The sequence below is a fragment of the Pseudomonas sp. TE31087 genome, assembly GCF_057284075.1.
The window spans coordinates 4,198,803-4,221,025 of the sequence record NZ_JBXVNN010000001.1 but is presented as its reverse complement, the minus strand read 5'-3'; the positions used below and the strand labels follow the sequence as shown (position 1 = coordinate 4,221,025).

The following is a 22,223-nucleotide window of genomic DNA, read 5'->3' as shown; positions in this document are numbered from 1 at the left end:
TGCGGGAGTCCCCGGTTGAGGTATGCGAAAGGAGGTTTCGTGATGTCGATATACCCTCGAGCGGCCGTGCTGGCGGCCTGTGCACTGGCGATGATCGCCCCGGCCCTGGCCGACCCGGTACAGGATGCGCGCCTTGAAGGCGCCCTGCAGACGGCCCTGTCCCTCAACCCCATGCTCAACGCCTTCCCTATAAAAGTAGTGGTTGATGGCCAGCGCGCGCGGCTGTCGGGTGAGGTGGAGAATTCGGTCGAGCGATCCTTGGCCGAACAGCTAGCGCTGGCCACGCGCGGGATCGAGCAGGTAGACAATCAGCTGCAAGTGGAGCCTGGGTTGGTGGACAGGCCGCTGGAGCTACGCGCCTATGCGCAGCGCCTGGAGGATGTCACCTTGGCAGCTGTGGTTCGCGCACGGTTGCTGTGGAGTCGTGTAACGGAAAAAGCTGCAATCGAGGTGGAAAGCCGCGAGGGTGTCGTGACCTTGCGAGGCAAGGTCGACAGCCCTGAGGCCAAGGACCTCGCTGGAGTGCTCGCGCGAACGACCGATGGTGTGCACATGGTCAACAATCTGGTCAGCCTGGACAGCACGGCCCTGGCCAAGGCAAGGGAGAAACCTGTTGATGCCCCAGACGGCCCGCAGCCTGGCGACAGTTGGATCGTCGACAAGATCCAGGCCAGCTACCGCTTCAGCCGAAACCTCGACGGTTTGAATATCAAGGTGTCCAGCGACAAAGGAATAGTCAGGCTATCGGGTGAAGTGGTCAGCAGCGAGCAGAAGACCATAGCCGTGGAGGTCGCGAGGCAGATCGTTGGTGTGCGGGGGGTGGATGGCGATCTGCTGAAGGTCGCGACCAAGGTAGAGGGTTGATCGTGCAAATCGCACGACCCGTTTTCGGGGCATCGTGCAGGATACGTTCCTAATTAATATCGTGTAATTAGATAACTATATGATTTAAAAAGATATTTTTGTCTTGTTAAGGCTGGCATGCAGGCTGCAATGACCTTTGCAGAATGGATAACAAGCACAGCAGGAGGAGCCGGCATGAATCGCCCCCAAGACAATCGTACGCAGAGCGCTGTAGTCCCCCTGTACCAGCTGTTGTTCCTCGGCATGGCCCTGCTGCTCACCCTGGCGGCGGGCCTCTTCTACCACAGCTGGCAGACCGCCCGGCTGGCCGAGCAGGTGGCGGTGCAGACCGCGCTGTTGACGCAAATGCGGGCAACCCATGCCACCACCCTGGTCAAGGCCGCCGAGCCGCTGCCCAGTGCCGACACCGCGCCTGCCGTGCTCGAGCGCGTCCAGCCCGAGGAGCGTTGGGTGTTCTGACGCCATCGACCGATTTCGCACAAGAAAAGGAGAAACATCATGCTTAGTTGGGCAATCACCTTCCTGATCATCGCCATCATCGCCGCAGTCCTGGGCTTTGGCGGCATCGCTGGCGCCGCGACCGGTATCGCGAAGATCCTGTTCATTGTCTTCCTGGTGCTGTTCGTCGCCTCCTTCTTCTTCGGCCGCGGCAGAGGTTGATGACCATGAGCAGGATGCTCCCCAAGGCCCTGGTCGTCGCGCTGCTGCTGGGCAGTGGCGCGACGGCGCTGGCGGCCAATGACGGCCAGGTCCGGGCCAACCAGTTGCTCGGCTCGGACCCCGAATACCAAAAAACCTGGCAGAAGACCCTCAAGAACGAGGAGCGTCTGCCCGAGTGGGTGATCAACCTGAGCGGCAGTTCGGCGCAGCAGATGTCGGCGGTGACCGAGGACGGCGACCAGTACCTGGTCGGGCCGTTGTGCGAGTCCGAAGGCAACTGCACCTACAAGCGCCTGATCGTGGCCTTCAGCTGGGACAAGGAGGAAGCCTACGGCATGCTCGTGGAAGTGCCCGAAGGCCTGCCCGCCGACAAGTCGCCCACCCGCCATGCCGTCTACCGCTGGCTGGGCAAGCCGGACGAGGGCATGAAGGCCTTGCTGCAGGAGCAGCTCAAGCGTGACCCGAACTGGTACTGACCAGCGGTCGCGCACTGTAAATAGTGTCACTAGATAGAAGCTGAACCTTTTTATCTTTCAGGCTTCTATGATGCGCCGCCCCGAGGAGGGGTGGCGCATGACCAAGGGGCCGGGCCGCTCTGACTGTTTCAGGGTCGCAGTGGCCTAGGGGTACAGGGAGTGCCTCCGTCATGGGCCGGGTCAGGAGAGGGTGGCATCGGAAGTTGCAGGTCGGTTGGGTCCGAACAGGACGACGTGACCGATCTGGCTTCCGAAGCGCCTGTAGGACTCCTTCCTTTAATACGAGCGACTTTTTACTTCAGACACATTTTGTCGCTACCGTATATCGAAATATTTTCAGTTGTCCGACAGGTCAGCTCGTGTGGCATTTCAGCCATTCGGATTGTCGAACACGCCACTTCACACCTTTCTGTCCTACTGCCAAATCGGCCTAAAAATGGCGCTTTGGTCTTGTTCGGAAATCCGAACGTTGAAAATCAAGGGCTTGGCGATGCCCGATTTTGGCCTCCGGTCTCATGCCGATTCGGCATAGGGTAGTCGTTTCCGGCATTAGACTGCCCCTCCCCACGTCGCAATAGTTGCCGCCTTTTTCCTCGGCCCGAGCGCCAGCAATGTTCGCTCGCGGTGTCCTTACAGTGGGACGCCGGACCGACCCGGCGCTACCGGAATGGCTTTCAGCCGCTCTGGCATGCGCCTTTTCGGCCGGTGCCCGTGACCACTACAACAAAGGGTAATGACATGAAGAAGGCAAAACTGAGCCTCGCCTGGCAGATCGTGATTGGTCTGTTGCTGGGCGTTGCAGTCGGCGCGCTACTGAATCATTTCAGTGCAGAAAAGGCATGGTGGATCAGCAACGTCCTCCAGCCGGCCGGCGACATCTTCATTCGCCTGATCAAGATGATCGTCGTCCCGATCGTGATTTCGTCGCTGATCGTGGGCATCGCCGGGGTTGGCGACGCGAAGAAACTGGGCAGCATCGGCCTGAAGACCATCATCTACTTCGAGGTGGTGACCACCATCGCCATCGTCGTCGGCCTGGTCCTGGCCAACGTGTTCCACCCGGGCGCCGGCATCGACATGAGCACCCTGGGCACCGTCGACATCTCCAAGTACCAGGCCACCGCGGCCGAGGTGCAGCATGAGCACGCGTTCATCGAGACCCTGCTCAACCTGATCCCGTCGAACATCTTCGCGGCGCTGATGCGTGGCGAGATGCTGCCGATCATCTTCTTCTCAGTGATGTTCGGCATGGGCCTGTCGAGCCTCAACGCCGACCTGCGCGAGCCGCTGGTACGTACCTTCCAGGGCGTGTCGGAGACCATGTTCAAGGTCACCCACATGATCATGAACTACGCCCCGATCGGCGTGTTCGCCCTGATCGCAGCCACCGTCGCCAACTTCGGCTTTGCCTCCCTGCTGCCACTGGCCAAGCTGGTGCTGCTGGTGTACTTCGCCATCGCCTTCTTCGCCTTCATGGTGCTGGGCCTGGTGGCGCGCGTGTTCGGCTTCTCGATCATCAAGATCATGCGCATCATGAAGGACGAGCTGATCCTCGCCTACTCCACCTCCAGCTCCGAGACCGTGCTGCCGCGCGTGATCGAGAAGATGGAGAAGTACGGCGCGCCGAAGTCGATCTGCTCGTTCGTGGTACCGACCGGCTACTCGTTCAACCTCGACGGCTCGACCCTGTACCAGAGCATTGCGGCGATCTTCATCGCCCAGCTGTACGGCATCGACCTGTCCTGGAGCCAGCAGCTGCTGCTGGTGCTGACCCTGATGGTCACCTCCAAGGGTATCGCCGGCGTGCCGGGCGTGTCCTTCGTGGTACTGCTGGCCACCCTGGGCAGCGTGGGTATTCCGCTGGAAGGCCTGGCCTTCATCGCCGGTGTCGACCGCATCATGGACATGGCCCGTACCGCGCTGAACGTGGTGGGCAACGCCCTGGCTGCGGTGGTCATCGCCAAGTGGCAGGGCATGTACGACGCCGAGAAAGGCGCGGCGTACTACCAGTCGCTGGTGCTGGAAAAAGGCAAGAAAGAGGCTGTGGTGGCGGGCAAGACCGTCAACCAGTAAGCCGCTGAGCTGAGCGAAGAGCCCCGACTTGTCGGGGCTTTTTGTTTTATAGGCGATCACTCCCCCTGTAGGAGCGGCCTTGCCGAGGCGTCGGACCGGTCGGAAAGGGCCGCAGAGCGGCCCCAGCTATTTCTGCCTTGGCGCTGAGATCCTGGGGCCGCTACGCGCCCCATCGCGACGCAAGGCCGCTCCTACAGGTACACGGCCTCCAGCCAAGCACCGGCATGCGCTATCATTCGGGCATTTTTCACGGGGGAACACACGGATGCTCAACGGCCTCTGGCTCGGTTTTTTCCTGGTGGCGGCCATCTCCGCCCTGGCCCAATGGCTGGTGGGCGGCAACGCTGGCATCTTCGCCGCGATGGTCGAGAGCATCTTTGCCATGGCCAAGCTGTCGGTGGAGGTCATGGTCCTGCTGTTCGGCACCCTGACCCTGTGGCTGGGCTTCCTCAAGATCGCCGAGAAGGCCGGCATCGTCGAATGGCTGGCCAAGGTCCTCGGCCCGCTGTTCGCCCGGTTGATGCCGGAAGTGCCGCCCGGCCACCCTGCCCTGGGCCTGATCACCATGAACTTCGCCGCCAACGGCCTGGGCCTGGACAACGCCGCCACGCCCATCGGCCTGAAGGCCATGCGCTCGCTGCAGGAGCTCAACCCCAGCAGCACCACGGCAAGCAATGCGCAGATCCTGTTCCTGGTGCTCAACGCCTCGTCGCTGACCCTGCTGCCGGTGACCATCTTCATGTACCGCGCCCAGCAAGGCGCGCCCGATCCGACCATGGTGTTCCTGCCGATCCTGCTGGCCACCAGCTGCTCGACCCTGGTCGGCCTGCTGTCGGTGGCGGTGATGCAGCGCCTGCGCCTGTGGGACCCGGTGGTGCTCGCCTACCTGATCCCCGGCGCCCTGTTGCTGGGTGGTTTCATGGCCTTCCTCGGCACGCTGTCGGCAGCCGCGTTGGCCAGCCTGTCGTCGATCCTCGGCAACCTGACGTTGTTCGGTGTGATCATGCTGTTCCTGGTGATCGGCGCATTAAGGCGGGTTCAGGTGTACGAGGCCTTTGTCGAGGGCGCCAAGGAGGGCTTCGACGTGGCCAAGAGCCTGTTGCCCTACCTGGTGGCGATGCTGGTGGCGGTCGGCGTGCTGCGTGCCTCGGGCGCCCTGGAGCTGGCCCTGGACGGCATCCGTCACGCGGTGACCTGGATGGGCCTGGACACCCGCTTCGTCGAGGGCCTGCCCACCGCGCTGGTCAAGCCGTTCTCCGGCAGCGCGGCGCGGGCCATGCTGATCGAAACCATGCAGACCCAGGGCGTGGACAGCTTCCCGGCGCTGGTGGCGGCGACCGTCCAGGGCAGCACCGAGACCACCTTCTACGTGCTGGCGGTGTACTTCGGCGCGGTCGGCATCCAGCGCGTGCGCCACGCCGTCGGCTGCGCCCTGCTGGCCGAGCTGGCCGGGGTGATCGCGGCGATCTTCGTCTGCTACTGGTTCTTCGCCTGAGCCTGGCTGACGGTCCAGTCGATCACCTGGCGCGCCAGTTGGTCGCTGGCCGCGCCGAAGCCGGCGACCACCGCTGGCACCTGCTGTTCACCCAGCGCCTGGCGCACCTCGAAGCGTTTACTCGCGAGGATGCGCTGGCTGCGGCCCTGCACCAGCCGCGCGTCGTAGCGGATCACCACCTCCACCGCACCGCCCGGGCGGTATTCGCTCTGGAAGGCCTGTAGCTCGCCGCCCAGCTCGTAGTCGGCCTGCAGGTTGCTGTCATCGGCGCTCAGGCGCTGCACCCGGCCATCGCGCTGGAAACCGTCGAGCAGGCGGTTGCGCACCAGCATCGGCGTCGGGTCGCTCCAGCGTGCGCCCTTGTAGCTGCTGATCACGTCACCCTGGGGGATCACCGCGATGCGCGGCCCGGCCAGGGCTTCGCTGGCCAGCGGCTTGTTCAGGCGCAGCGACCAGTCCAGCGACGCGGCGGCGCGGGCCGACTGGTTCACCGGCAGGCGATAGATATCCACAGGCTCGCTCTGCGGCAGGATCGAACAGGCCGAAACCAGGCTCAGCGTGGCGGCGGCGAAGGCCAGGCGCAGCGACGGGATCATGGCTGGAACTCCTTGTTGTTGTCGCGGCCCAGCAGGTAGCCGCTGGGGTCGGCTTCCAGGCGCCGGGAGATGCCCTTGAGCGAGTTGAGGGTCTCACGCAGTTCGCGGATCGCCGGGGCGATCTGGTTCAGGCCCTGGGCACCGTCGTCCAGGGACTGGCGGTTGTCCTGCAGCAGGCTGTTGATGGTGGCGGTGCTTTCGGCCAGCGACTGCATGGCCTGCTCGGCACTGCCGATGGCCTGCTTGCCCTGGGTGCCGAGCAGGCCGTTGGCGTTGCGCATCAGCGCCTGGGTCTCGGCCAGGGTGGCGTTGGCCTGCTTGCCGACCTGGGCCAGTTGCTCGATGGCATCGGCGATGCCGCCTTTCTGGCTGGCGAAGGCGCCGGTGGTCTGCTCCAGGTTGGCCAGGGTGTTGCTCAGGCGCTCGATGTTGCTTTCGGAGAACATCAGGTTGGCGTTGTGCAGCAGCAGGTTGATGTTGGTCACCAGGTCGCTGCTGTCATTGAGCAGGCGCGAGATCGGCGACGGCGAGGCGACGATCACCGGCAGCTTGCCGCCCTTGCCCTTGAGCTCGGGGCTCTGCGGGGTGCCGCCGCTGAGCTGGATGAATGAGTTGCCGGTCACCCCGGCCAAGGTCAGCTTGGCCTGGGTGTCTTCCTTGACCGGCGTGTCGCCGCTCAGGCGCACTCGGGCCAGCACCCGGCGCGGGTCGTTCGGGTCCAGGCGCAGGCTGCTGACGTCACCGACCTTGATGCCGTTGTACTGCACCGGGCTGCCACGGGACAGGCCGGAGACCGCCTCATTGAACACCACTTCGTAGTCCTTGAAGGCGTCGTCGACGCTGGACTTGGTCAGCCACAGGCCGAACAGCATGGCGCCGGCCACCACCAGCACGGTGACCAGGCCGATCAGGACATGATGAGCTCGGGTTTCCATCGTTCAGCGCTCCTGGCGGGCGCGCAGGGCGGCGTCTTCGGCCGCCCGGCCACGCGGGCCGTGAAAGTATTCGTGAATCCACGGGTCATCGGTCTGCTCGACCTCGGCCAGGGGCCCTGCCACCAGCACCTTCTTCTGCGACAGCACCGCCACCCGGTCGGTGATGGTGTAGAGGGTGTCCAGGTCGTGGGTGATGAGGAACACCGACAGCCCCAGGGCATCGCGCAAGGTGAGGATCAACTGGTCGAAGGCGGCGGCGCCGATCGGGTCGAGGCCGGCGGTGGGCTCGTCGAGGAACAGGATATCCGGGTCCAGGGCCAGGGCGCGGGCCAGGGCGGCGCGCTTGATCATGCCGCCGGACAGCGACGCCGGGTACTTGTCGGCGGCGCTGATCGGCAGCCCGGCCAGGGCCAGCTTGACCCCGGCCAGGTGCTCGGCATCGGCCCGCGACAGCCCGGCATGCTCGATCAGCGGCAGGGCGACGTTCTCGGTGACGGTCAGCGAGGAGAACAGCGCGCCCTTCTGGAACAGCACGCCGAAGCGGCGTTCGACCAGCGAGCGCTGGGTTTCGTCGAGGGTGGCCAGGTCCTGGCCGAACACCTTGACCGTGCCTTCGTTGGGCCGGCGCAGGCCGACGATGCTGCGCAACAGCACCGACTTGCCGCTGCCCGAGCCACCGACCACGGCGAGGATCTCGCCGCGGTACAGGTCCAGGTCGAGGTTCTCGTGCACGCTCTGGCTACCGAAGCGGTTGCACAGGCCGCGGGCTTCGATCACAGCTTCAGTCACCAGCCCATCTCCATGAAGAACAGCGCGGCCACCGCGTCCAGCACGATCACCACGAAGATCGATTGCACCACGGCAGACGTGGTGTGGGCGCCCACCGACTCGGCGCTGCCGCTGACCTTGAAGCCTTCCAGGCAGCCGATGGCGGCGATCAGGAAGGCAAAGAACGGCGCCTTGGCCAGGCCGACCAGGAAGTGCTGCACGCCGATGTCGCTCTGCAGCAGCGAGAGGAACATGGCCGGTGAGATGTCCAGGGTCAGGGCGCAGACCACCGCGCCGCCGATCATGCCGCAGAGCATGGCGACGAAGGTCAGCAGCGGCAGCGCGATCAGCAGCGCCAGCACCCTTGGCACCACCAGCAGTTCGATGGGGTTCAGGCCCAGGGTGCGGATGGCGTCGATCTCTTCGTTGGCCTTCATCGAGCCGATCTGCGCGGTGAACGCGCTGGCGGTGCGACCGGCCATGAGGATGGCGGTGAGCAGCACGGCGAATTCCCGCAGGAAGGAGAACGCCACCAGGTCGACGGTGAAGATGGTCGCGCCGAAGTCGGCCAGCACCGTGGCGCCGAGGAAGGCCACCACCGCGCCCACCAGGAAGGTCAGCAAGGCGACGATCGGCGCGGCGTCCAGGCCGGTCTGCTCGAGGTGCGCGACCACCGGCGTGACACGCCAGCGGTGCGGCTGGAACAGGCGCAGGAACAGGGTCTGCAAGATCAGGCCGATAAAGCCCAGCACCTGGTTGGTGTCCTGCCACAGCTGGTCGACGGCGCGGCCGATGCGCGCCAGCAGCAGGAGTAGCACCGGTTGCTCAGGCTCCTTGACCGGGATGCAGTAGTCCTGCACCGAGCAGTAGACGTTCTTCAGCAGCGCGCGGCTGGCGTCGGGGAGTTCGTCGGTGCAGCGCGACAGGCGCTCGGAGCCCAGCAGCTCGGCCAGCAGCGAGGCGCCGGCGGTGTCCAGGCGGCCCAGCTGGCTGAGGTCGACCTGGGTGTCATCGCCGTACTGGCTGCCCAGGCTCTCGCACTCGCGCTTGAGGCTGGCGTAGTGGGCCAGGGTCCAGTCGCCGACGATGCGCAGGTGCGAGGGCTGCTCGGTAGTGTCCAGGGTAGCGCTCGGGACGGTCATAGGCTCCATGCGTCTGACTGAGGGCATAGAGGCTGATCATAGCGCAGCGGGCCGCATTCCTGTAGGAGCGGCACAAGGCCGCTCCTACAGGGTTTTTTCAGCGGGCGGTGTCGTCCACAACCTTGAACCGCAACACCCCGATCACCTGCCCGTCCTCGGTCAGCACCCTCACCTGCCACTTGCCCACCGGATTGGCTGGGAAGTTCTGCTTGTGGGTCCAGGCCCGGTAGCCTTCCTTGCGCCCGCCGTGGATATCCAGGGCGATACGGTCCACTTCCTTACCGTCCAGCTGCCACACATGGTAGATGCGTTCGTTCAGGCCACGGGGCGCGTTGATGGCGGTATAGGCGTACAGTCCGCCACTGCGGATGCGACTGGCAGCCACTTCGTCCAGCGAGGCGCCCGGCTGGCGGTTGAGCACTTCTGTGCTGATCGCCACATCGGTCATCCACAGCGTGGCCGGTGGCACCCAGGAACGCAGCAGCCAGCCGCCGCCGCCGACCGCCAGGGTCACCAGCACCAGGGCCACGCCGCGGCGCCAGTTGTTGATCGGGAAACTGCTGGCCAGGCTCGGGAACGACAGCACCATGGCGGCGATCAGCGCCAGCTTGAAGCTCTGCGCGGTGGTCAGGTGGAGGATGATCGGCAGCGCCGTGAGCATCGCGGCGAACAGTGTCAGGGTGTGCAGCGCCAGGAACAGCCAGCGCCGCGGCGCCAGCCATTTGTGGTACAGCGGGTCGACGATCGAGATCAGCCCGGCGGCGCCGAGCAGGCCGGTGAAGATCAGCTGGCCGCTGTTCCAGGTGGTGGTGATGAAGAAGAACGGCAGGACGAAGAACAGGCTTTCCTGGTGGATCATCTGCGTCGCGAAGCGCAGCAGCGGCTGCGGGATCTCGCGCTTGAAGGTGCGGGCGAACAGCTCGGTGAGGGTGTTCTCCAGCATCAGCCAGATCCAGCTGACCAGCATGACGATGGCGATCCAGCTGGCCAGCCCGGCCTGGCGGTCGACCAGGATGAAGCTGCCGATCCCGGAGAGGAAACCGTAGAGCGCGATGATGCCAGGATAGCGTTTGAGCAGCTCGATGATGCGCAGGATGAAGCTGGGGATCGGGGGCATGGGTTTACAACAGGAAAAGGCGTGTTCGAGGCGTCGTGGGAGCGGGCTTGCCCCGCGATGAGATCATCGCGGGGCAAGCCCGCTCCCACGCAGACGCTGTTGGCCGACAGGATACCGCCGAATCACGGCTCCCGTGTAGCACCACTCGGGCGATTGGCCACCACGCGGCGCCGGCGGATCAGCCCCGCGGCCAGGATCAGCCCCAGCACCAGCGCCGCCAGACCATACAGTTCGTCATACCCCAGCAACGGCTTCTCGATGCGCAGGTACCCCGGCTCCTTGAGCAGTTCGCGCAGCGCCGCGTCGGCCTGCTTGAGGCTGACCTGGCGCAGTTGCCGCACCGGATCGGTGAAACGCCCGTCCTCGTAGGCGTTGAGCGCCCCCCAGTAATAGTCGGCGAGCGCCGCGTTGCCCTGGGTGGTCCAGCTTTCCCGGGCAATCGCCGCTTCCTTGATCCGGGTGAAGGTGTCCGGGTCCAGGCCGTGCTTGCGCAAGTGGTCGAACAGCTCCCCGAGCACCTTCAGCGCCTCGTCGAGGTCCTGGCGCTCGAGGTCGGCATTGAGGCTGAGCATCCCGCTGTCGCCGAAGCTCTCGCGTTGCACCGACGGGCCATAGGACAGGCCGTGGCGCAGGCGCAACTGGTCGTACAGCGCCCAGTCCAGGTAGCGCGAGAGCAGCTCGAGGGTCTGGTCGTGGCCCTCCTCCAGCGTTGGCTCGATGAACAGCCAGTGCAGCTTGACGTTGTCGCCCAACCAGCCGCGGGTCAGGTCGCGGCGCTGCTCGGCCTGCTGGCTGATACTTTCCAGGTTGCGGCGCTCCTCGGGCTCGGTGGCCGGCAGTTCGCCGAAGGTGCGTTCCAGGTAGGCCGGCAGCAGGCGGTCGAGGCCGCCGACGACGATCAGCGACATGTTGTTGGCCGCGTACCAGTGTTCGCGCAGTTGCCGGACCTGCTCCAGGGTCATGTCGTCGAGGTTGGAGCGCTCGGGGCACTTCAGGCCCAGCTCGGTGGCCAGCTGGTCGCTGGCCGGGTGGCCGATGTCCTGGCGGTCGAGCCAGCGCTGCAGACGGCCGTAGTGGCCGCCGTCCTCGCGTTCGATGATCTTCTTCGCGGTGGCCAGCGCCTTTTCGTCGATGCGGGTGTCGCGCAGGATTGCCAGCAGCAGGTCGAGCACTTTGCGCTGGTTGCGCGCCGGGGCCTCGATGACGAAGGTGGTGTCGGCGCTGCTGGTGAAGGCGTTCCACTCCCCGCCCAGGGCCTGCATGCGCTCCTCCAGGCCGCCCTCGCCCGTCTCGTCGATACCGCTGAACAGCAGGTGCTCGAGCAGGTGCGGCAGCTCGCGCTGGTCGCAGTCGAAGTCGTCCAGGCCCACGCCGACCACCAGGCGGATCGACACATGGTCGCGCTCGTAGCCGGACTTGAGGATCACTTGCAGGCCGTTGGGCAGCAGGTAACCCTCGACCCGTGAGCGATCGAGGGCGAGCGTGGGCAGGCTGAGGGTCAGCAGGCAGGCGAACAACAGGCAACGCATAGGCGAGCTTCGGTCTCCGGGGTGTCTGGGCTCAAGGCTGGCGGGCTTCGTCCGGCACGCTGTCGAGCATCAGCCCGCCGGTGTCGGTGCCGCCCAGTACCACATAGGCACTGCTGCAGAACAAAGAGTTCAAACGCTTCATGTCGGCAATCAGCTCCAAGTGTAGCGAACTGGTCTCGATACTCTGCACCACTTTACGTTGCAGGCGGCTGACATGGGCGTGGGCCAGGCGCCTTTCCTGGGCGCGGAAGCGGCGTTTCTCGCGCAGCAACTGGTGCGCGCTCTGCGGGTCGGCGCTGAGGAACACCGTCAGGCCCAGGCGCAGGTTGGCCAGCAGCTGCTCCTGCAGGCCGGTCAGTTCCTCCAGGCCGACCTGGGAAAACTCCCGGCGCTGCGAGGTCTTCTGCTGCTGGACCTTGCGCAGCATGCGCTCGATCAGGTCGCTGGCCAGCTTGAGGTTGATCGCCAGCTCGATGATTTCCGCCCAGCGCCGGTTGTCCTGCTCGCCAAGATCCTCGCGGGGCATCTGCGCCAGGTACAGCTTGATGGCGTTGTACAGGGCCTCGGCGTCCTCGCCCAGGGCCCGCACCTGCTGCGGCATCGCGGTCTGGGTGCCGCGCAGGGCGCCGAGCATGGCCTCGAGCAGGCTGTCGACGATATCGCCCAGGCGCAGGGTTTCGCGCACGGCGTTGGCCAGTGCCAGGCTGGGGGTGTTCAGCGCGGTCGGGTCCAGGTGGCGCGGCTGGTGATGGCCGTTGCCGTTGTCACGTTCGGGCAACAGGTAGCTGCACACACGGCCCATGGGTTTGACCGTCGGCAGCATCAGCAGGCAGCGCAAGGTGTTGTAGAGCAGGTGGAAGCCGATCACCAGCTCTTGCGGGCTGAAGCTCAGGCTGTCCATCCACGCCACCAGCGGGTGCAGCACCGGGATGATCAGCAGCAGGCCGACGATCTTGTACAGCAGGCTGCCCAGCGCCACCCGGCGCCCGGCGCTGTTCTGCAGGCTGGTGGTGAGGAAGGCGAGCAGGCCGCTGCCGATGTTGGCGCCGATCACCAGGCCGATGGCCACCGGCAGGCTGATCACCTCGGCGCCGGCCAGGGTGGCGGTAAGCAGCACGGCGGCCAGGCTTGAGTAGGAGATCATGGCGAACAGCGCGCCGATCAGGGCGTCGAGCAGGATGTCGCCGGTCAGCGAGGCGAACAGCACCTTGACCCCCTGGGCATGGGTGATCGGCGCGGCGGCGTGGACGATCAACTGCAGCGCCAGGATGATCAGGCCCAGGCCGATGCCCACCCGGCCCAGCTGGCCGGCGCGGGTCTGCTTGCGCGAGAGGAAGAAGATCACCCCGAGGAAGATCAGCAGCGGCGACAGCCAGGACAGGTCGAAGGTCAGCACCCGCGCCATCAGCGCGGTGCCCACGTCGGCGCCGAGCATGATCGCCAGGGCCGGGGTCATGGCCATCAGGCCCTGGCCGACGAACGAGGTGACCAGCATGGCGGTGGCGTTGCTGCTCTGCACCATGGCGGTGACCAGGATCCCGGCAATGAACGCCAGCGGGCGCTTGTTCATGTTCTGGCCGAGCACCCGACGCAGGTTCGAGCCATACACCCGCAGGATGCCGGTACGCACGATATGGGTGCCCCACACCAGCAGCGCCACGGCGGAGAGCAGGTTGAGCAGGGTCAGCATGGTCGGGCCCCCTTTTCTTCTATGCCCCTGGACGGGGCCAATGGGTGCGGCGGTGAGCCTGGCCCGGGGGTGGGCTGGTTTTTTCAGTGCTCACTGAAGCTTTAGTTGTTTTGCCTGGCTGGCGCCAGCTTGGCATGGCTGAAATATATTTGAAACACGAGTGGCCTGTAGGAGCGGCCTTGTGTCGCGAAAGGGGCGCGCAGCGGCCCCAGGATCTTGGCATCATGCAAGATTGTCGGGACCGCTCTGCGGTCCTTTCGCGACACAAGGCCGCTCCTACAGGGGGCGTGGATGCGAAAAAGGGCCCCGAAGGGCCCTTTGTCTTTCTGCGCTTCCAGGTCTTACTGACCCGGAATGTCCTTGCGCAGTTTCACCGGATCGTGCTCCTTGCCCTTCTTGCGCGCCAGCGCCGTGCGCATGCGGATGTTGATCGCTTCAACCGCCAGCGAGAAGGCCATGGCGAAGTAGACGTAGCCCTTCGGCACGTGAACATCGAAAGATTCGGCGATCAGCACGGTACCGACGACGATCAGGAACGAAAGCGCGAGCATCTTCAGCGATGGGTGCTTGTCGATGAAGTCGCTGATGGTGCCGGCGCAGAGCATCATCACCAGCACCGCGACGATGATCGCGGCGATCATCACCGGTACGTGGGAGACCATGCCCACGGCAGTGATCACCGAGTCCAGGGAGAACACGATGTCGATGATGGCGATCTGGATGATGGTGTAGAAGAACTTGCCGCCCGCGCCTTTCGGCTCGTCCGCGCTCTCGTCCTCGCCTTCCAGGCCGTGGTAGATCTCCTGGGAGCTTTTCCACAGCAGGAACAGGCCGCCGAAGAACAGGATCAGGTCGCGCCCGGAGATGCCCTGGCCGAGCACATGGAACAGGTCGTCGGTCAGGCGCATGACCCAGGTGATCGACAGCAGCAGCATGATCCGCGTGACCATGGCCAGGGCCAGGCCGAAGATCCGCGTGCGCGGCTGCATGTGCTTGGGCATGCGGCTGACCAGGATCGAGATCATGATGATGTTGTCGATCCCGAGCACGATCTCAAGGGCCGTGAGGGTTAAAAAGGCAACCCAGATTTCCGGGCTGGTCAGCCATTCCATGTGTATTCCTTCGAGCAGTAAAGGCAAAGCGCCCAAATGGTGGGCGCTTTGCGGTTGGATGATGCGCTTGTGTTACAGACTGCTGAACAGCGGGAAAGTCCCCAGGGCCAGCGCGCCGAACATTATGCACAGGCACACCAGCACTGCCCACTTGAGGGTGAAGCGCTGGTGATCGCCGAACTCGATGCCGGCCAGGGCCACCAGCAGGTAGGTCGAGGGTACCAGCGGGCTGAGCAGGTGTACCGGCTGTCCGACGATCGACGCGCGGGCCATCTCAACCGGGGTGACGCCGTAGTGGCTGGCGAACTCCGACAGTACCGGCAGCACGCCGTAGTAGAAGGCGTCGTTGGACATGAAAAAGGTGAATGGCATGCTGACGATCGCGGTAATCACCGCCATGTACGGGCCGAACGCCTCCGGGATCACCGCCAGCAGGCTCTTGGACATGGCGTCGACCATGCCGGTGCCCGACAGGATGCCGGTGAAGATGCCCGCGGCGAAGATCAACCCGCTGACGGCCAGCACGCTGGAGGCGTGGGCGGCGATACGGTCCTTCTGCTGCTGCAGGCACGGGTAGTTGACGATCATGGCGATACTGAAGGCGATCATGAACAGCACCGGCAGCGGCAGCAGGCCGGCGATCAGCGCGACCATCAGCGCGGCAGTCAGGGCACCGTTGAACCAGATCAGTTTCGGCCGACGTGCTTCGGGGAACTGCGACACGCTGATTTCGCTGTGGTCGATGTCGTCGGTCGGCAGGTGCAGCTCGCCCAGGCGGGCACGCTCGCGCTTGCCGTACCAGTAGGCGATGGCCAGGATCGCCGCCACGCCGAAGGCCATGGCCGGGATCATCGGCACGAAGATGTCCGACGGGTCCACGTGCAGGGCGCTGGCGGCGCGGGCGGTAGGGCCGCCCCACGGGGTCATGTTCATCACCCCGCCGGCGAGGATGATCAGGCCGGCCATGATTCGCGGGCTCATCCCCAGACGGCTGTATAGCGGCAGCATGGCGGCGCAGCAGATCATGTAGGTGGTGGCGCCGTCACCGTCGAGGGACACCACCAGGGCCAGCACCGCGGTGCCGACCGAGACTTTCAGCGGGTCGCCCTTGACCAGCTTGAGGATCTTGCGCACGGCCGGGTCGAACAGGCCGGAGTCGATCATCAGGGCGAAGTAGAGAATGGCGAACATCAGCATCACGCCGGTGGGCGCGAGCTTGCTGATGCCTTCGAGCATCATCGGGCCGATCTTGGCGGAAAAACCACCGAACAGGGCGAACAGGATCGGTACCAGGATCAGCGCGATCAAGGCCGACAGGCGCTTGGTCATGATCAGGTACATGAAGGTGATGACCATGGCGAAGCCGAGGAAGGTCAGCATGGCGGTACTCCAGGCGTGGCGCGGCGAAAGGAAGGACGATTCGGGCGGATCAGCGCGTCAGGCGCTGCGCGGGGAGCAGGCGGAGGGGTACTGCGAAAAGGCGGGCACAGGAAAACATCAGAATCACCATTGTTGTTGTTGATTGGGCCGGGCGCGGAAGTTTCCGGGTGCCCTGGCTGACCGGTCTGCTGCCGGTGGTGGCGCTATCCTATGTGGGCAAGCTTTCAGCCAGCTTTCGGCTGCGGTCAGGCGACGGGAGGTCGTTCGATGGTGGATGTCGTGGAAGGCGGGTGTCATTGCGGGGCGTTGCGCTACCGGCTGCAGGCCGATCTGGGCGATGTCGCCCATTGTCATTGCTCGATTTGCCGGCGGGTCAGCGGCGGCACGCTGGTTACCTGGGTCACCCTGCCCCTTGCGGGCTTCCAGTGGCTGGCGGGCTCGCCCCAGCGCTACATGGCGCCGCAGAGTTGCAGCCGGTATTTCTGTGGCAACTGCGGGGCGCATGTGGCGCTGGTGACCGCGCATAGTCCTGAAACGATCGATGTGACGGTGGCGACGCTGGATCACCCGGAGCGGGTGCCAGCCAATCGGCATATCTGGGTGGGGAGCCGGTTGCCGTGGTTGCAGGTGGATCAGGGGTTGCCGGAGGAGGACGAGGAAAGCCTTTGAGGTTTGGTGCTGGCTGTCGGGCTGCGAGACTTCTGTAGGAGCGGCCTTGTGCCGCGAATGGGCTGCAGAGCAGCCCCGGCGATTTTTGCGTCAACACTGAAATCCTGGGGCTGCTACGCAGCCCATTCGCGGCACAAGGCCGCTCCTACAGCGATGATGGTGGACCCATACCTCAGGGCAGCTGCAGCCCCCCGGCCGCCTTGTGCAACGCCCGCAGGTGCTCGCCCACCTGCTTGATATTGGCCTCCACCGCCTTGATCTCCCTGCCCCGCTCCGGCCCCAGCAGCGCCCTCACCTGCTGGTCCAGGTCGGTGCTCAGCCGCAGCAGCTGTGCCTGGCGCTCGCTGCTTACCTGCTCCAGCTGCTTGCGTTCGGCAGGCTGCGGCAGGCCGTAGCCCCCTGCCCCCAGCAACTCCGCCGGGCGGCTGAGGAAGCCGCTGTTGGCCAGCATCGCCTGCAAGGTCTCGTTGGCCTTGTCGAAGCTGCCGTCCTTGAGTGCCCGGCCGTTCAGGTACCGTTGCTTGACCTCGTCCTGGGCCAGCAACAGCTGGCGGCGCAGGCCGGCCTGCTCGAGCAGCAGCAAGGCCGCGCTGGTGCGCAGGTCGGCGCGGTCGAACCACTGGCGGCGCTGCTCGGCGTCCAGCGCCAGCCAGTCTTCCACGCTGGTCTGGCTGATCGGCAACTGCTTGCGCAGCACATCGAACATCGCCTGGTAGCGGTCGCGGTAGGAGTCGAAGCGATAACCCAGGCGCAGGGCCTCGCGCGGGTCGTCGAGCACGTGGGTATCGGCCAGTCCCCTGCCCTTGAGCACCTCCAGCAAGCCGTTGGGCATGATGCTGTCGAGGTCGTTCAGGCGCGGGTTGCCAGTGCCGCTGCGCAGCAGCTTGAGCGATTCCACGGCGCAGTTGTTGGACAGGAAGTAGTAGTTACCGTCGTAGCTCCAGTGCATCTCGGCGGCCTGGCGCACCAGGTTCTCGATCTCGCCACGGCTGAGCTTGAGCGGCACCGAGGCCAGGCTGCGCAGCTCGGTCTTGGTGTATTCGTCGATCACCTGCCCCAGCGGTAGCACGAACAGCCGCGAGGGATAGGCGCCGGTCAGGCCGTCCCAGCTGGACAGCTGCACATCGTTGACGAAGGCGCGGTACGACAGCACCAGGCTCTGGTCCAGGTCCAGGCGGCAGGCCGGCCCGCGCGGGCGGCCCGGGGCGCAGATCACCAGGCGCAGCATGCTGTGGCCCCAGCGGCTGACCCAGTTCTGGTTGGCCTCGGCCAGCAGGTAGTCCACCTCGTAGACCCGCTCCGGGTCGATCTCGCCCAATGGCTGGCGGGCGAAGTCGTTGCCGGCGTTGAGGAACGGCAGGCCCTTGGCGCAGGCATCCTGTTGCGGCGCCCAGCCGAAGTGCTCGCGCAGGTACTGGTTGAGCGCCGGGCGACGGCAGCCGTAGCTCGGGTCGAGGAGGAAGTACTCCATGTTGACCGCGATGAACTCCTTCGGGCTGCTCAGCTCGTAGGGATCCGGGCTGCGCACCAGCTGGCCGTTGTGCTGCTCGCGCTCGCCGCGCCGGCCGACGTACTGCGGCCAGCCGGCGAGGTCCAGCAGGCGCGGGTCGTCGCTCAGGGTGAAGCGGCGTTCGGCCTGGCCACGGCAGTCCTGCGGCAGCCCGACCTTGCCCAAAGCGCCCTGCTGGCGCTTGCAGCGGCTGATCAGCTGGCGCTCGGCGTCCGGCCACAGGCGTGCGCGGTCATAGATATGGGTGAGCTCGTGGAGCACGGTGGCCAGCAGTTCCTCGCGGACCGTGCCGTGGGGACGGTTGGTCTTCTCGCGGGCGGCGCTGCCGTCGACCAGGCCCGGCAGCAGGCGCCGGTTGAGGTCCAGGCTGGCCACCGGAGAGGCCTGGCCGTAGGCGTCCTCGGGCATGCGCTCGGTCCAGCCAACCAGGATCTGCCGGTCCAGTTGCTGCTTGAAGCGCGGTGGCAGCTTGGCCATGGCTTCGTCGAGCAATGTCTGGGTCGCCTGCTGTTGCGCAGGGTCGAGGCCGTCGCGCTGCAGTACCAGCTGCAGGTCGGCCAGGGCGGGCGTGCCGAGCAGCGTCAGGGCGCAGCCCAGCAGCCAGGCACGCACGCGCTTCACAGGGCGAGGATGGCTTCGGCCAGCACCTGGTCGCTGGCGTCACGGGCCTCGGGGACGCGGGCGCGCAGGGTGTCGAAGGCGGCCTCGAGCTGGGCACCGCGGATGTCACCGTTGCTGGCGACGAAGCTGGCGGCGTCGTCGTGGGCTTCACGCACCACTTTCGAGTCGCGGATCGAGGTGGTGGTGTCGGAGGTGAAATCGATCGAACGGCCAAAGGCGCGGACGATGATGTTGCTGGTGGCCACCAGGGTGTGGGCCTGGGCCAGGTCGGCGAGCAGCAGCATGCCGAGGGTGGCGGCGATCAGCGGTTTACGCATGGAGCATCTCCGGAAATACAGGGGAGTCGAATGTAGTTATTGGACGAGAATCGCTTCGGCCAGTTCACGGTCGCCGACAGAGTGCCGGGCGACGTTCTGGTGCAGCATGTCCAGCGCCGCCTGCAGGCGCGCGCCACGGATCCGGCCGTCGCTGGCGACGAACGCGGCGGCGTCGTCACGGGCGGCGGCGACCAGCTTGCGGTCGAACGGCGCGGCGCTGACCTGGCTGGTGACGTAGCCGCTGATGACCAGGCTCTGGGTAGTGGTATCCATGGCTTGGGCGCTGCTGATGCAGGCCAGGGCGAACAGTGAAGGCAACAGGTAACGCATGGGCGGTCTGGCGGCGATGGTCTCGGGCTGCGAAGGCTACCCCGGATCCACTGGCCGGGCCAGTGAATCCGGGCAGTGCGGGGCTCAGATGGCGAGGATGGCGCGGGCCAGCTGCGCGTCGCTGGCCTGCAGCTCCGGCAGTTGCTGGCGAATGTGCACGAACGCGCTCTCCAGCTTGGCGCCGCGAATGGCGCCGTCGCTGCCGACGAAGCTGGCGGCATCGTCACGGGCGGCTTTGACGATCTTGTCGTCGCGGAACGAGGAGGAGATGTCGGAGGTGGCGTCGGTGGAGGCGGCTACCGCGCCCACCACGGCGTCGGTGGTGACGACGAAGCTGGTGGCATTGGCTGCGCCGGCGAGCGACAGCAGCAAGGCGGCGCCAAACAGGTGATAACGGGACATGGTCGGGGACTCCTGCACTGGGTCTGGATAGTTCTGCTTATCGGACGCTCGCTTGGCTCGTCACGGTACTTTTCTCTGCCAGGCGTGTAGGACAAGCGTAACACGCGCTGGTTCGGGCGTTTGGTTCGAGAAAAGATCACAAATCGTAACTGTACCTGTAGATTTGTGATTTATTAAAACTGTGTTGTTCTGTTGTGCGGCCGCTCTAGCCCGGGCTTAAAACAAAAAACCCGTCGCAGTTTCCTGCAACGGGTTCTTGTGAATTCGCGGTGCCGGCCTGGGCCGGCGGCCGGCGCTTAGCGCCAGAAAGGCTTGCTCAGCTCTTCGTAGCGCTGCGACTCGCTGATGCCGGCGTCGGCCAACAGGCGGGAGTCCAGGCGCGCCAGCTGGCGGCGGCTGGCCATGCGGCGCTGCCACAGTACCAGGGTGGACAGGACGCGCAGCGGCAGGGCGGCGTTGGAAGCTTGGGCGTTTTCGAAAACCAGACCGGAACTGAGGGTACGTTCCATGATGTGTCATCCTTCCGCTTGTGGCGGCATTAGGGAGTGATTTAACTGGTGCCCATCTTCCTCTTCTCTCGTCCAGAACAGTAGGTACAGTTCAGGTGTATTGTGAGGGGGCAGTTAACTGTTGGAAGGGACTGTTGCACTGGTTATTGAGGGAACTGTACTGGTGTGCACTGGTTTGGTGCGATTTTGTGGTGTTGGTGGGGAAATGGTAAGCAGGGAGTTATGTTTTTGGCGGTACAGTAGTACAGTTTTAGATATGTTTTGGCTTGAAAGTGTTCGACGACAGAGTTGCAGTGCCTATGAAATCGAGCGCCGCCCGCGCGGCGCATCGCGGCACAAGGCCGCTCCTACATCTGTTTCGGGCCAGTCAATCCTGTGCCATTACCTGGTCCGCCTTGTTTTTACGACGCAATTTCAATGTGGACACCACTGCCGCTTCACCTGCCTCAAGACATGCACCAAGGCGGGCAACCATGGCCTGACAGGTTAGGCACGTTGCAATAAATGTAGGAGCGGGCTTGTCCCGCGATGCGCCGCGCGGGCGGCGCTCGGTCTCAAGGGCGCTGCAAGACCATCGCCAGGCACCTGTCCGCCATTACGCGATCCCCAAACCCCTCACGCCGACACCGCCGCCCCCCGCGCCCGCTCGGCCTTGCCCAGCAACCGCTTCATCCGCCACTCAAAGCCGAACGTCAGCGCCACCGCCGCGCAAGCCAGGCCCAGTGCCAGCCCCCACCAGATACCCTGCGCGCCGCCCCCGAGGTTGAAAGCAAACAGCCACGCGCTCGGCGCGCCTACCAGCCAGTAGCACACCAGGCCGATCAGGAACGTGGTCTTGGCGTCCTTCAAACCACGGATAGAACCCATGGCGATGGTCTGCACGCCGTCGAACAGCTCGAACCACGCCGCCACCATCACCAACTGTACCGCCAGCATGAAGATCGCCGCGAAGGCCGGGTCGTTACGGTCGATGAACAGCCCGACCAGGGCGTCCGGCAGCAACCAGAACAGTGCGGCGAAGGCGAACATCAGCGAGGCGCCGAAACCGATCCCCACGCGCCCGGCGCTGCGCGCCGCCAACAGGTTGCCGGCACCATAGTAGAGACCGACGCGCATGGTCACCGCATAAGAAAGGCCGGTCGGTACCATGAACGCGGTCGAGACGATCTGCAGGGCGATCTGGTGCGCAGCCAGTTCCGTGCTGCCCAGCACGCCCATGCACAGGGCGGCGAAGGCGAACAGGCCCACTTCGACCATATAGGTGCCGCCGATCGGCAGCCCCAGTCGCCACAACTCGCGCAGCGCCGGCAGGGAAGGGCGCGACAGGCCCTTGCGCAGCGGGTAGGCGGCATAGGCCTTGTGCCAGCGTATATAAAGCGCGAGGGCGATGGCCATGCCCAGGGTCACCACCGCGGTGACCAGGCCGATACCCATCAGCCCGAGCTTGGGCAGGCCGAACATGCCCTCGATCAGCGCATGGTTGAACAGGTAGTTGACCACCGTGCCCACCAGGCTGATGACCATCACCGGGGTCGAGTGGCCCAGGGCGCTGGTGAAGCCGCGCAGGGCCATGAAGGTCATGTAGCCGGGGAGGGCGAGCGGCAGCAGGGTAAGCAGCTGCATCGCAGAATCGACGTTCTCCGGCTTCTGGCCGAACAGCAGCAGCACCGGCTTGAGGTTCCACATCACCAGCGCCGAGACCAGCGCCAGGCCCCAGGCCAGCCACAGGCCGCTCTGGGCCAGGCGGGTGACGCCCTCGGTGTCGTTGGCGCCCTTGCGGATCGCCACCAGCGTGCCGACCGCGGCGATCACGCCCAGGCAGAAGATCGACACGAACGAATAGCTCGCCGCGCCCAGGCCGCCACCGGCCAGGGCCTGCGGGCTGATGCGGGCCATCATCAGGGTGTCGGTGAGCACCATCAGCATGTGCGCCAACTGCGAGGCGATCAGCGGCCCGGCCAGGCGCAGCAAAGCCTTGAGTTCAGTGGTGGGCGCGACATGCATGGGGGCGATCCTTCTGGATGATTC

At 65.2% G+C, this 22,223-nt stretch carries 22 protein-coding genes; 7 read left to right on the top strand and 15 right to left on the bottom strand.

Translation table 11 applies throughout. The features are described from left to right. Positions 1–42: 42 nt before the first annotated feature. From ACZ899_RS19020 to ACZ899_RS18995, 6 genes are all read left to right on the top strand, one after another. On the top strand, positions 43–864 hold the full coding sequence (locus ACZ899_RS19020; RefSeq protein WP_234562775.1) for a BON domain-containing protein: 822 nt from the start codon (positions 43–45) through the stop codon (positions 862–864). Between the two features lie 174 nt (positions 865–1,038). Beyond that, positions 1,039–1,323, top strand: a complete 285-nt coding sequence (locus tag ACZ899_RS19015; RefSeq protein WP_234562776.1) for a hypothetical protein — start codon at positions 1,039–1,041, stop codon at positions 1,321–1,323. Positions 1,324–1,362: 39 nt separating this feature from the next. Further along, a complete protein-coding gene (locus tag ACZ899_RS19010) occupies positions 1,363–1,524 on the top strand; it encodes a DUF1328 domain-containing protein (RefSeq protein WP_008092060.1) in 162 nt (53 codons plus the stop codon). Positions 1,525–1,529: 5 nt separating this feature from the next. Next, positions 1,530–2,000, top strand: a complete 471-nt coding sequence (locus ACZ899_RS19005) for an inhibitor of vertebrate lysozyme family protein (protein ID WP_234562777.1) — start codon at positions 1,530–1,532, stop codon at positions 1,998–2,000. Between the two features lie 738 nt (positions 2,001–2,738). Beyond that, positions 2,739–4,073 (top strand): glutamate/aspartate:proton symporter GltP, encoded by a 1,335-nt coding sequence (gltP, locus tag ACZ899_RS19000; protein WP_050703212.1) that lies wholly within the window; start codon positions 2,739–2,741, stop codon positions 4,071–4,073. A 265-nt stretch (positions 4,074–4,338) separates the two neighbouring features. Continuing rightward, a complete protein-coding gene (locus ACZ899_RS18995; RefSeq protein WP_203649090.1) occupies positions 4,339–5,568 on the top strand; it encodes a nucleoside recognition domain-containing protein in 1,230 nt (409 codons plus the stop codon). On the opposite strand, the gene ACZ899_RS18990 is transcribed toward ACZ899_RS18995, so the two are convergent. The 9 genes from ACZ899_RS18990 to ACZ899_RS18950 all read right to left on the bottom strand — a co-directional run bounded on the left by ACZ899_RS18990 (position 5,550) and on the right by ACZ899_RS18950 (position 15,837). Next, positions 5,550–6,164: an ABC-type transport auxiliary lipoprotein family protein gene (locus ACZ899_RS18990; protein ID WP_234562778.1), complete on the bottom strand. Its 615-nt coding sequence runs from the start codon at positions 6,162–6,164 to the stop codon at positions 5,550–5,552. The two genes, ACZ899_RS18995 and ACZ899_RS18990, sit on opposite strands and share 19 nt — an antisense overlap. After that, the gene (locus ACZ899_RS18985) at positions 6,161–7,099 is read right to left on the bottom strand and encodes an MlaD family protein (RefSeq protein WP_028688659.1); all 939 of its coding nucleotides are present in this window, start codon (positions 7,097–7,099) and stop codon (positions 6,161–6,163) included. The genes ACZ899_RS18990 and ACZ899_RS18985 overlap by 4 nt, the downstream gene beginning before the upstream one ends. Positions 7,100–7,102: 3 nt before the next feature. Further along, on the bottom strand, positions 7,103–7,888 hold the full coding sequence (locus ACZ899_RS18980; RefSeq protein ID WP_110735994.1) for an ABC transporter ATP-binding protein: 786 nt from the start codon (positions 7,886–7,888) through the stop codon (positions 7,103–7,105). Further along, entirely contained in the window at positions 7,885–9,018 is a 1,134-nt protein-coding gene (locus tag ACZ899_RS18975) for an ABC transporter permease (RefSeq protein WP_232855500.1), read from the bottom strand. Before ACZ899_RS18975 ends, ACZ899_RS18980 begins: the two co-directional genes overlap by 4 nt. Positions 9,019–9,106: 88 nt before the next feature. Then, positions 9,107–10,126, bottom strand: a complete 1,020-nt coding sequence (locus ACZ899_RS18970) for a DUF5924 family protein (protein ID WP_110735988.1) — start codon at positions 10,124–10,126, stop codon at positions 9,107–9,109. 122 nt (positions 10,127–10,248) lie between these two features. Continuing rightward, on the bottom strand, positions 10,249–11,655 hold the full coding sequence (locus tag ACZ899_RS18965) for a M16 family metallopeptidase (protein WP_232855482.1): 1,407 nt from the start codon (positions 11,653–11,655) through the stop codon (positions 10,249–10,251). A gap of 31 nt (positions 11,656–11,686) precedes the next feature. Next, on the bottom strand, positions 11,687–13,345 hold the full coding sequence (locus tag ACZ899_RS18960; RefSeq protein ID WP_110735984.1) for a Na/Pi cotransporter family protein: 1,659 nt from the start codon (positions 13,343–13,345) through the stop codon (positions 11,687–11,689). A gap of 341 nt (positions 13,346–13,686) precedes the next feature. Then, positions 13,687–14,457 (bottom strand): TerC family protein, encoded by a 771-nt coding sequence (locus tag ACZ899_RS18955; protein ID WP_186712185.1) that lies wholly within the window; start codon positions 14,455–14,457, stop codon positions 13,687–13,689. 72 nt (positions 14,458–14,529) lie between these two features. Continuing rightward, the gene (locus ACZ899_RS18950; protein ID WP_203649083.1) at positions 14,530–15,837 is read right to left on the bottom strand and encodes a CitMHS family transporter; all 1,308 of its coding nucleotides are present in this window, start codon (positions 15,835–15,837) and stop codon (positions 14,530–14,532) included. 267 nt (positions 15,838–16,104) lie between these two features. On the opposite strand from ACZ899_RS18950, the gene ACZ899_RS18945 reads away from it, so the two are divergent. After that, positions 16,105–16,506, top strand: coding sequence for a GFA family protein (locus ACZ899_RS18945; protein ID WP_028688651.1), 402 nt, complete (start codon positions 16,105–16,107; stop codon positions 16,504–16,506). A 172-nt stretch (positions 16,507–16,678) separates the two neighbouring features. Here ACZ899_RS18945 and ACZ899_RS18940 read toward each other — a convergent pair whose 3' ends face one another. The 6 genes from ACZ899_RS18940 to ACZ899_RS18915 form a co-directional block, all read right to left on the bottom strand. Continuing rightward, the gene (locus tag ACZ899_RS18940) at positions 16,679–18,637 is read right to left on the bottom strand and encodes a DUF7844 domain-containing protein (protein WP_203649079.1); all 1,959 of its coding nucleotides are present in this window, start codon (positions 18,635–18,637) and stop codon (positions 16,679–16,681) included. After that, positions 18,634–18,954, bottom strand: coding sequence for a DUF2388 domain-containing protein (locus ACZ899_RS18935; protein ID WP_011531558.1), 321 nt, complete (start codon positions 18,952–18,954; stop codon positions 18,634–18,636). The genes ACZ899_RS18940 and ACZ899_RS18935 overlap by 4 nt, the downstream gene beginning before the upstream one ends. 36 nt (positions 18,955–18,990) lie before the next feature. After that, a complete protein-coding gene (locus tag ACZ899_RS18930; RefSeq protein ID WP_203649077.1) occupies positions 18,991–19,284 on the bottom strand; it encodes a DUF2388 domain-containing protein in 294 nt (97 codons plus the stop codon). A gap of 84 nt (positions 19,285–19,368) precedes the next feature. Further along, positions 19,369–19,686 (bottom strand): DUF2388 domain-containing protein, encoded by a 318-nt coding sequence (locus tag ACZ899_RS18925; protein ID WP_203649074.1) that lies wholly within the window; start codon positions 19,684–19,686, stop codon positions 19,369–19,371. A gap of 296 nt (positions 19,687–19,982) precedes the next feature. Then, a complete protein-coding gene (locus tag ACZ899_RS18920; protein ID WP_110735977.1) occupies positions 19,983–20,195 on the bottom strand; it encodes a DUF1127 domain-containing protein in 213 nt (70 codons plus the stop codon). Positions 20,196–20,810: 615 nt separating this feature from the next. Next, positions 20,811–22,199, bottom strand: a complete 1,389-nt coding sequence (locus ACZ899_RS18915; protein ID WP_234561906.1) for a NorM family multidrug efflux MATE transporter — start codon at positions 22,197–22,199, stop codon at positions 20,811–20,813. Positions 22,200–22,223: the final 24 nt, after the last annotated feature.

Coding starts and splice junctions, on each gene's coding strand:
- ACZ899_RS19020 (WP_234562775.1), top strand. CDS start 43: ATGTCGATATACCCTCGAGCGGCCGTGCTGGCGGCCTGTGCACTGGCG.
- ACZ899_RS19015 (WP_234562776.1), top strand. CDS start 1,039: ATGAATCGCCCCCAAGACAATCGTACGCAGAGCGCTGTAGTCCCCCTG.
- ACZ899_RS19010 (WP_008092060.1), top strand. CDS start 1,363: ATGCTTAGTTGGGCAATCACCTTCCTGATCATCGCCATCATCGCCGCA.
- ACZ899_RS19005 (WP_234562777.1), top strand. CDS start 1,530: ATGAGCAGGATGCTCCCCAAGGCCCTGGTCGTCGCGCTGCTGCTGGGC.
- gltP (WP_050703212.1), top strand. CDS start 2,739: ATGAAGAAGGCAAAACTGAGCCTCGCCTGGCAGATCGTGATTGGTCTG.
- ACZ899_RS18995 (WP_203649090.1), top strand. CDS start 4,339: ATGCTCAACGGCCTCTGGCTCGGTTTTTTCCTGGTGGCGGCCATCTCC.
- ACZ899_RS18990 (WP_234562778.1), bottom strand. CDS start 6,164: ATGATCCCGTCGCTGCGCCTGGCCTTCGCCGCCGCCACGCTGAGCCTG.
- ACZ899_RS18985 (WP_028688659.1), bottom strand. CDS start 7,099: ATGGAAACCCGAGCTCATCATGTCCTGATCGGCCTGGTCACCGTGCTG.
- ACZ899_RS18975 (WP_232855500.1), bottom strand. CDS start 9,018: ATGGAGCCTATGACCGTCCCGAGCGCTACCCTGGACACTACCGAGCAG.
- ACZ899_RS18970 (WP_110735988.1), bottom strand. CDS start 10,126: ATGCCCCCGATCCCCAGCTTCATCCTGCGCATCATCGAGCTGCTCAAA.
- ACZ899_RS18965 (WP_232855482.1), bottom strand. CDS start 11,655: ATGCGTTGCCTGTTGTTCGCCTGCCTGCTGACCCTCAGCCTGCCCACG.
- ACZ899_RS18960 (WP_110735984.1), bottom strand. CDS start 13,345: ATGCTGACCCTGCTCAACCTGCTCTCCGCCGTGGCGCTGCTGGTGTGG.
- ACZ899_RS18955 (WP_186712185.1), bottom strand. CDS start 14,457: ATGGAATGGCTGACCAGCCCGGAAATCTGGGTTGCCTTTTTAACCCTC.
- ACZ899_RS18950 (WP_203649083.1), bottom strand. CDS start 15,837: ATGCTGACCTTCCTCGGCTTCGCCATGGTCATCACCTTCATGTACCTG.
- ACZ899_RS18945 (WP_028688651.1), top strand. CDS start 16,105: ATGGTGGATGTCGTGGAAGGCGGGTGTCATTGCGGGGCGTTGCGCTAC.
- ACZ899_RS18935 (WP_011531558.1), bottom strand. CDS start 18,954: ATGCGTAAACCGCTGATCGCCGCCACCCTCGGCATGCTGCTGCTCGCC.
- ACZ899_RS18930 (WP_203649077.1), bottom strand. CDS start 19,284: ATGCGTTACCTGTTGCCTTCACTGTTCGCCCTGGCCTGCATCAGCAGC.
- ACZ899_RS18925 (WP_203649074.1), bottom strand. CDS start 19,686: ATGTCCCGTTATCACCTGTTTGGCGCCGCCTTGCTGCTGTCGCTCGCC.
- ACZ899_RS18920 (WP_110735977.1), bottom strand. CDS start 20,195: ATGGAACGTACCCTCAGTTCCGGTCTGGTTTTCGAAAACGCCCAAGCT.
- ACZ899_RS18915 (WP_234561906.1), bottom strand. CDS start 22,199: ATGCATGTCGCGCCCACCACTGAACTCAAGGCTTTGCTGCGCCTGGCC.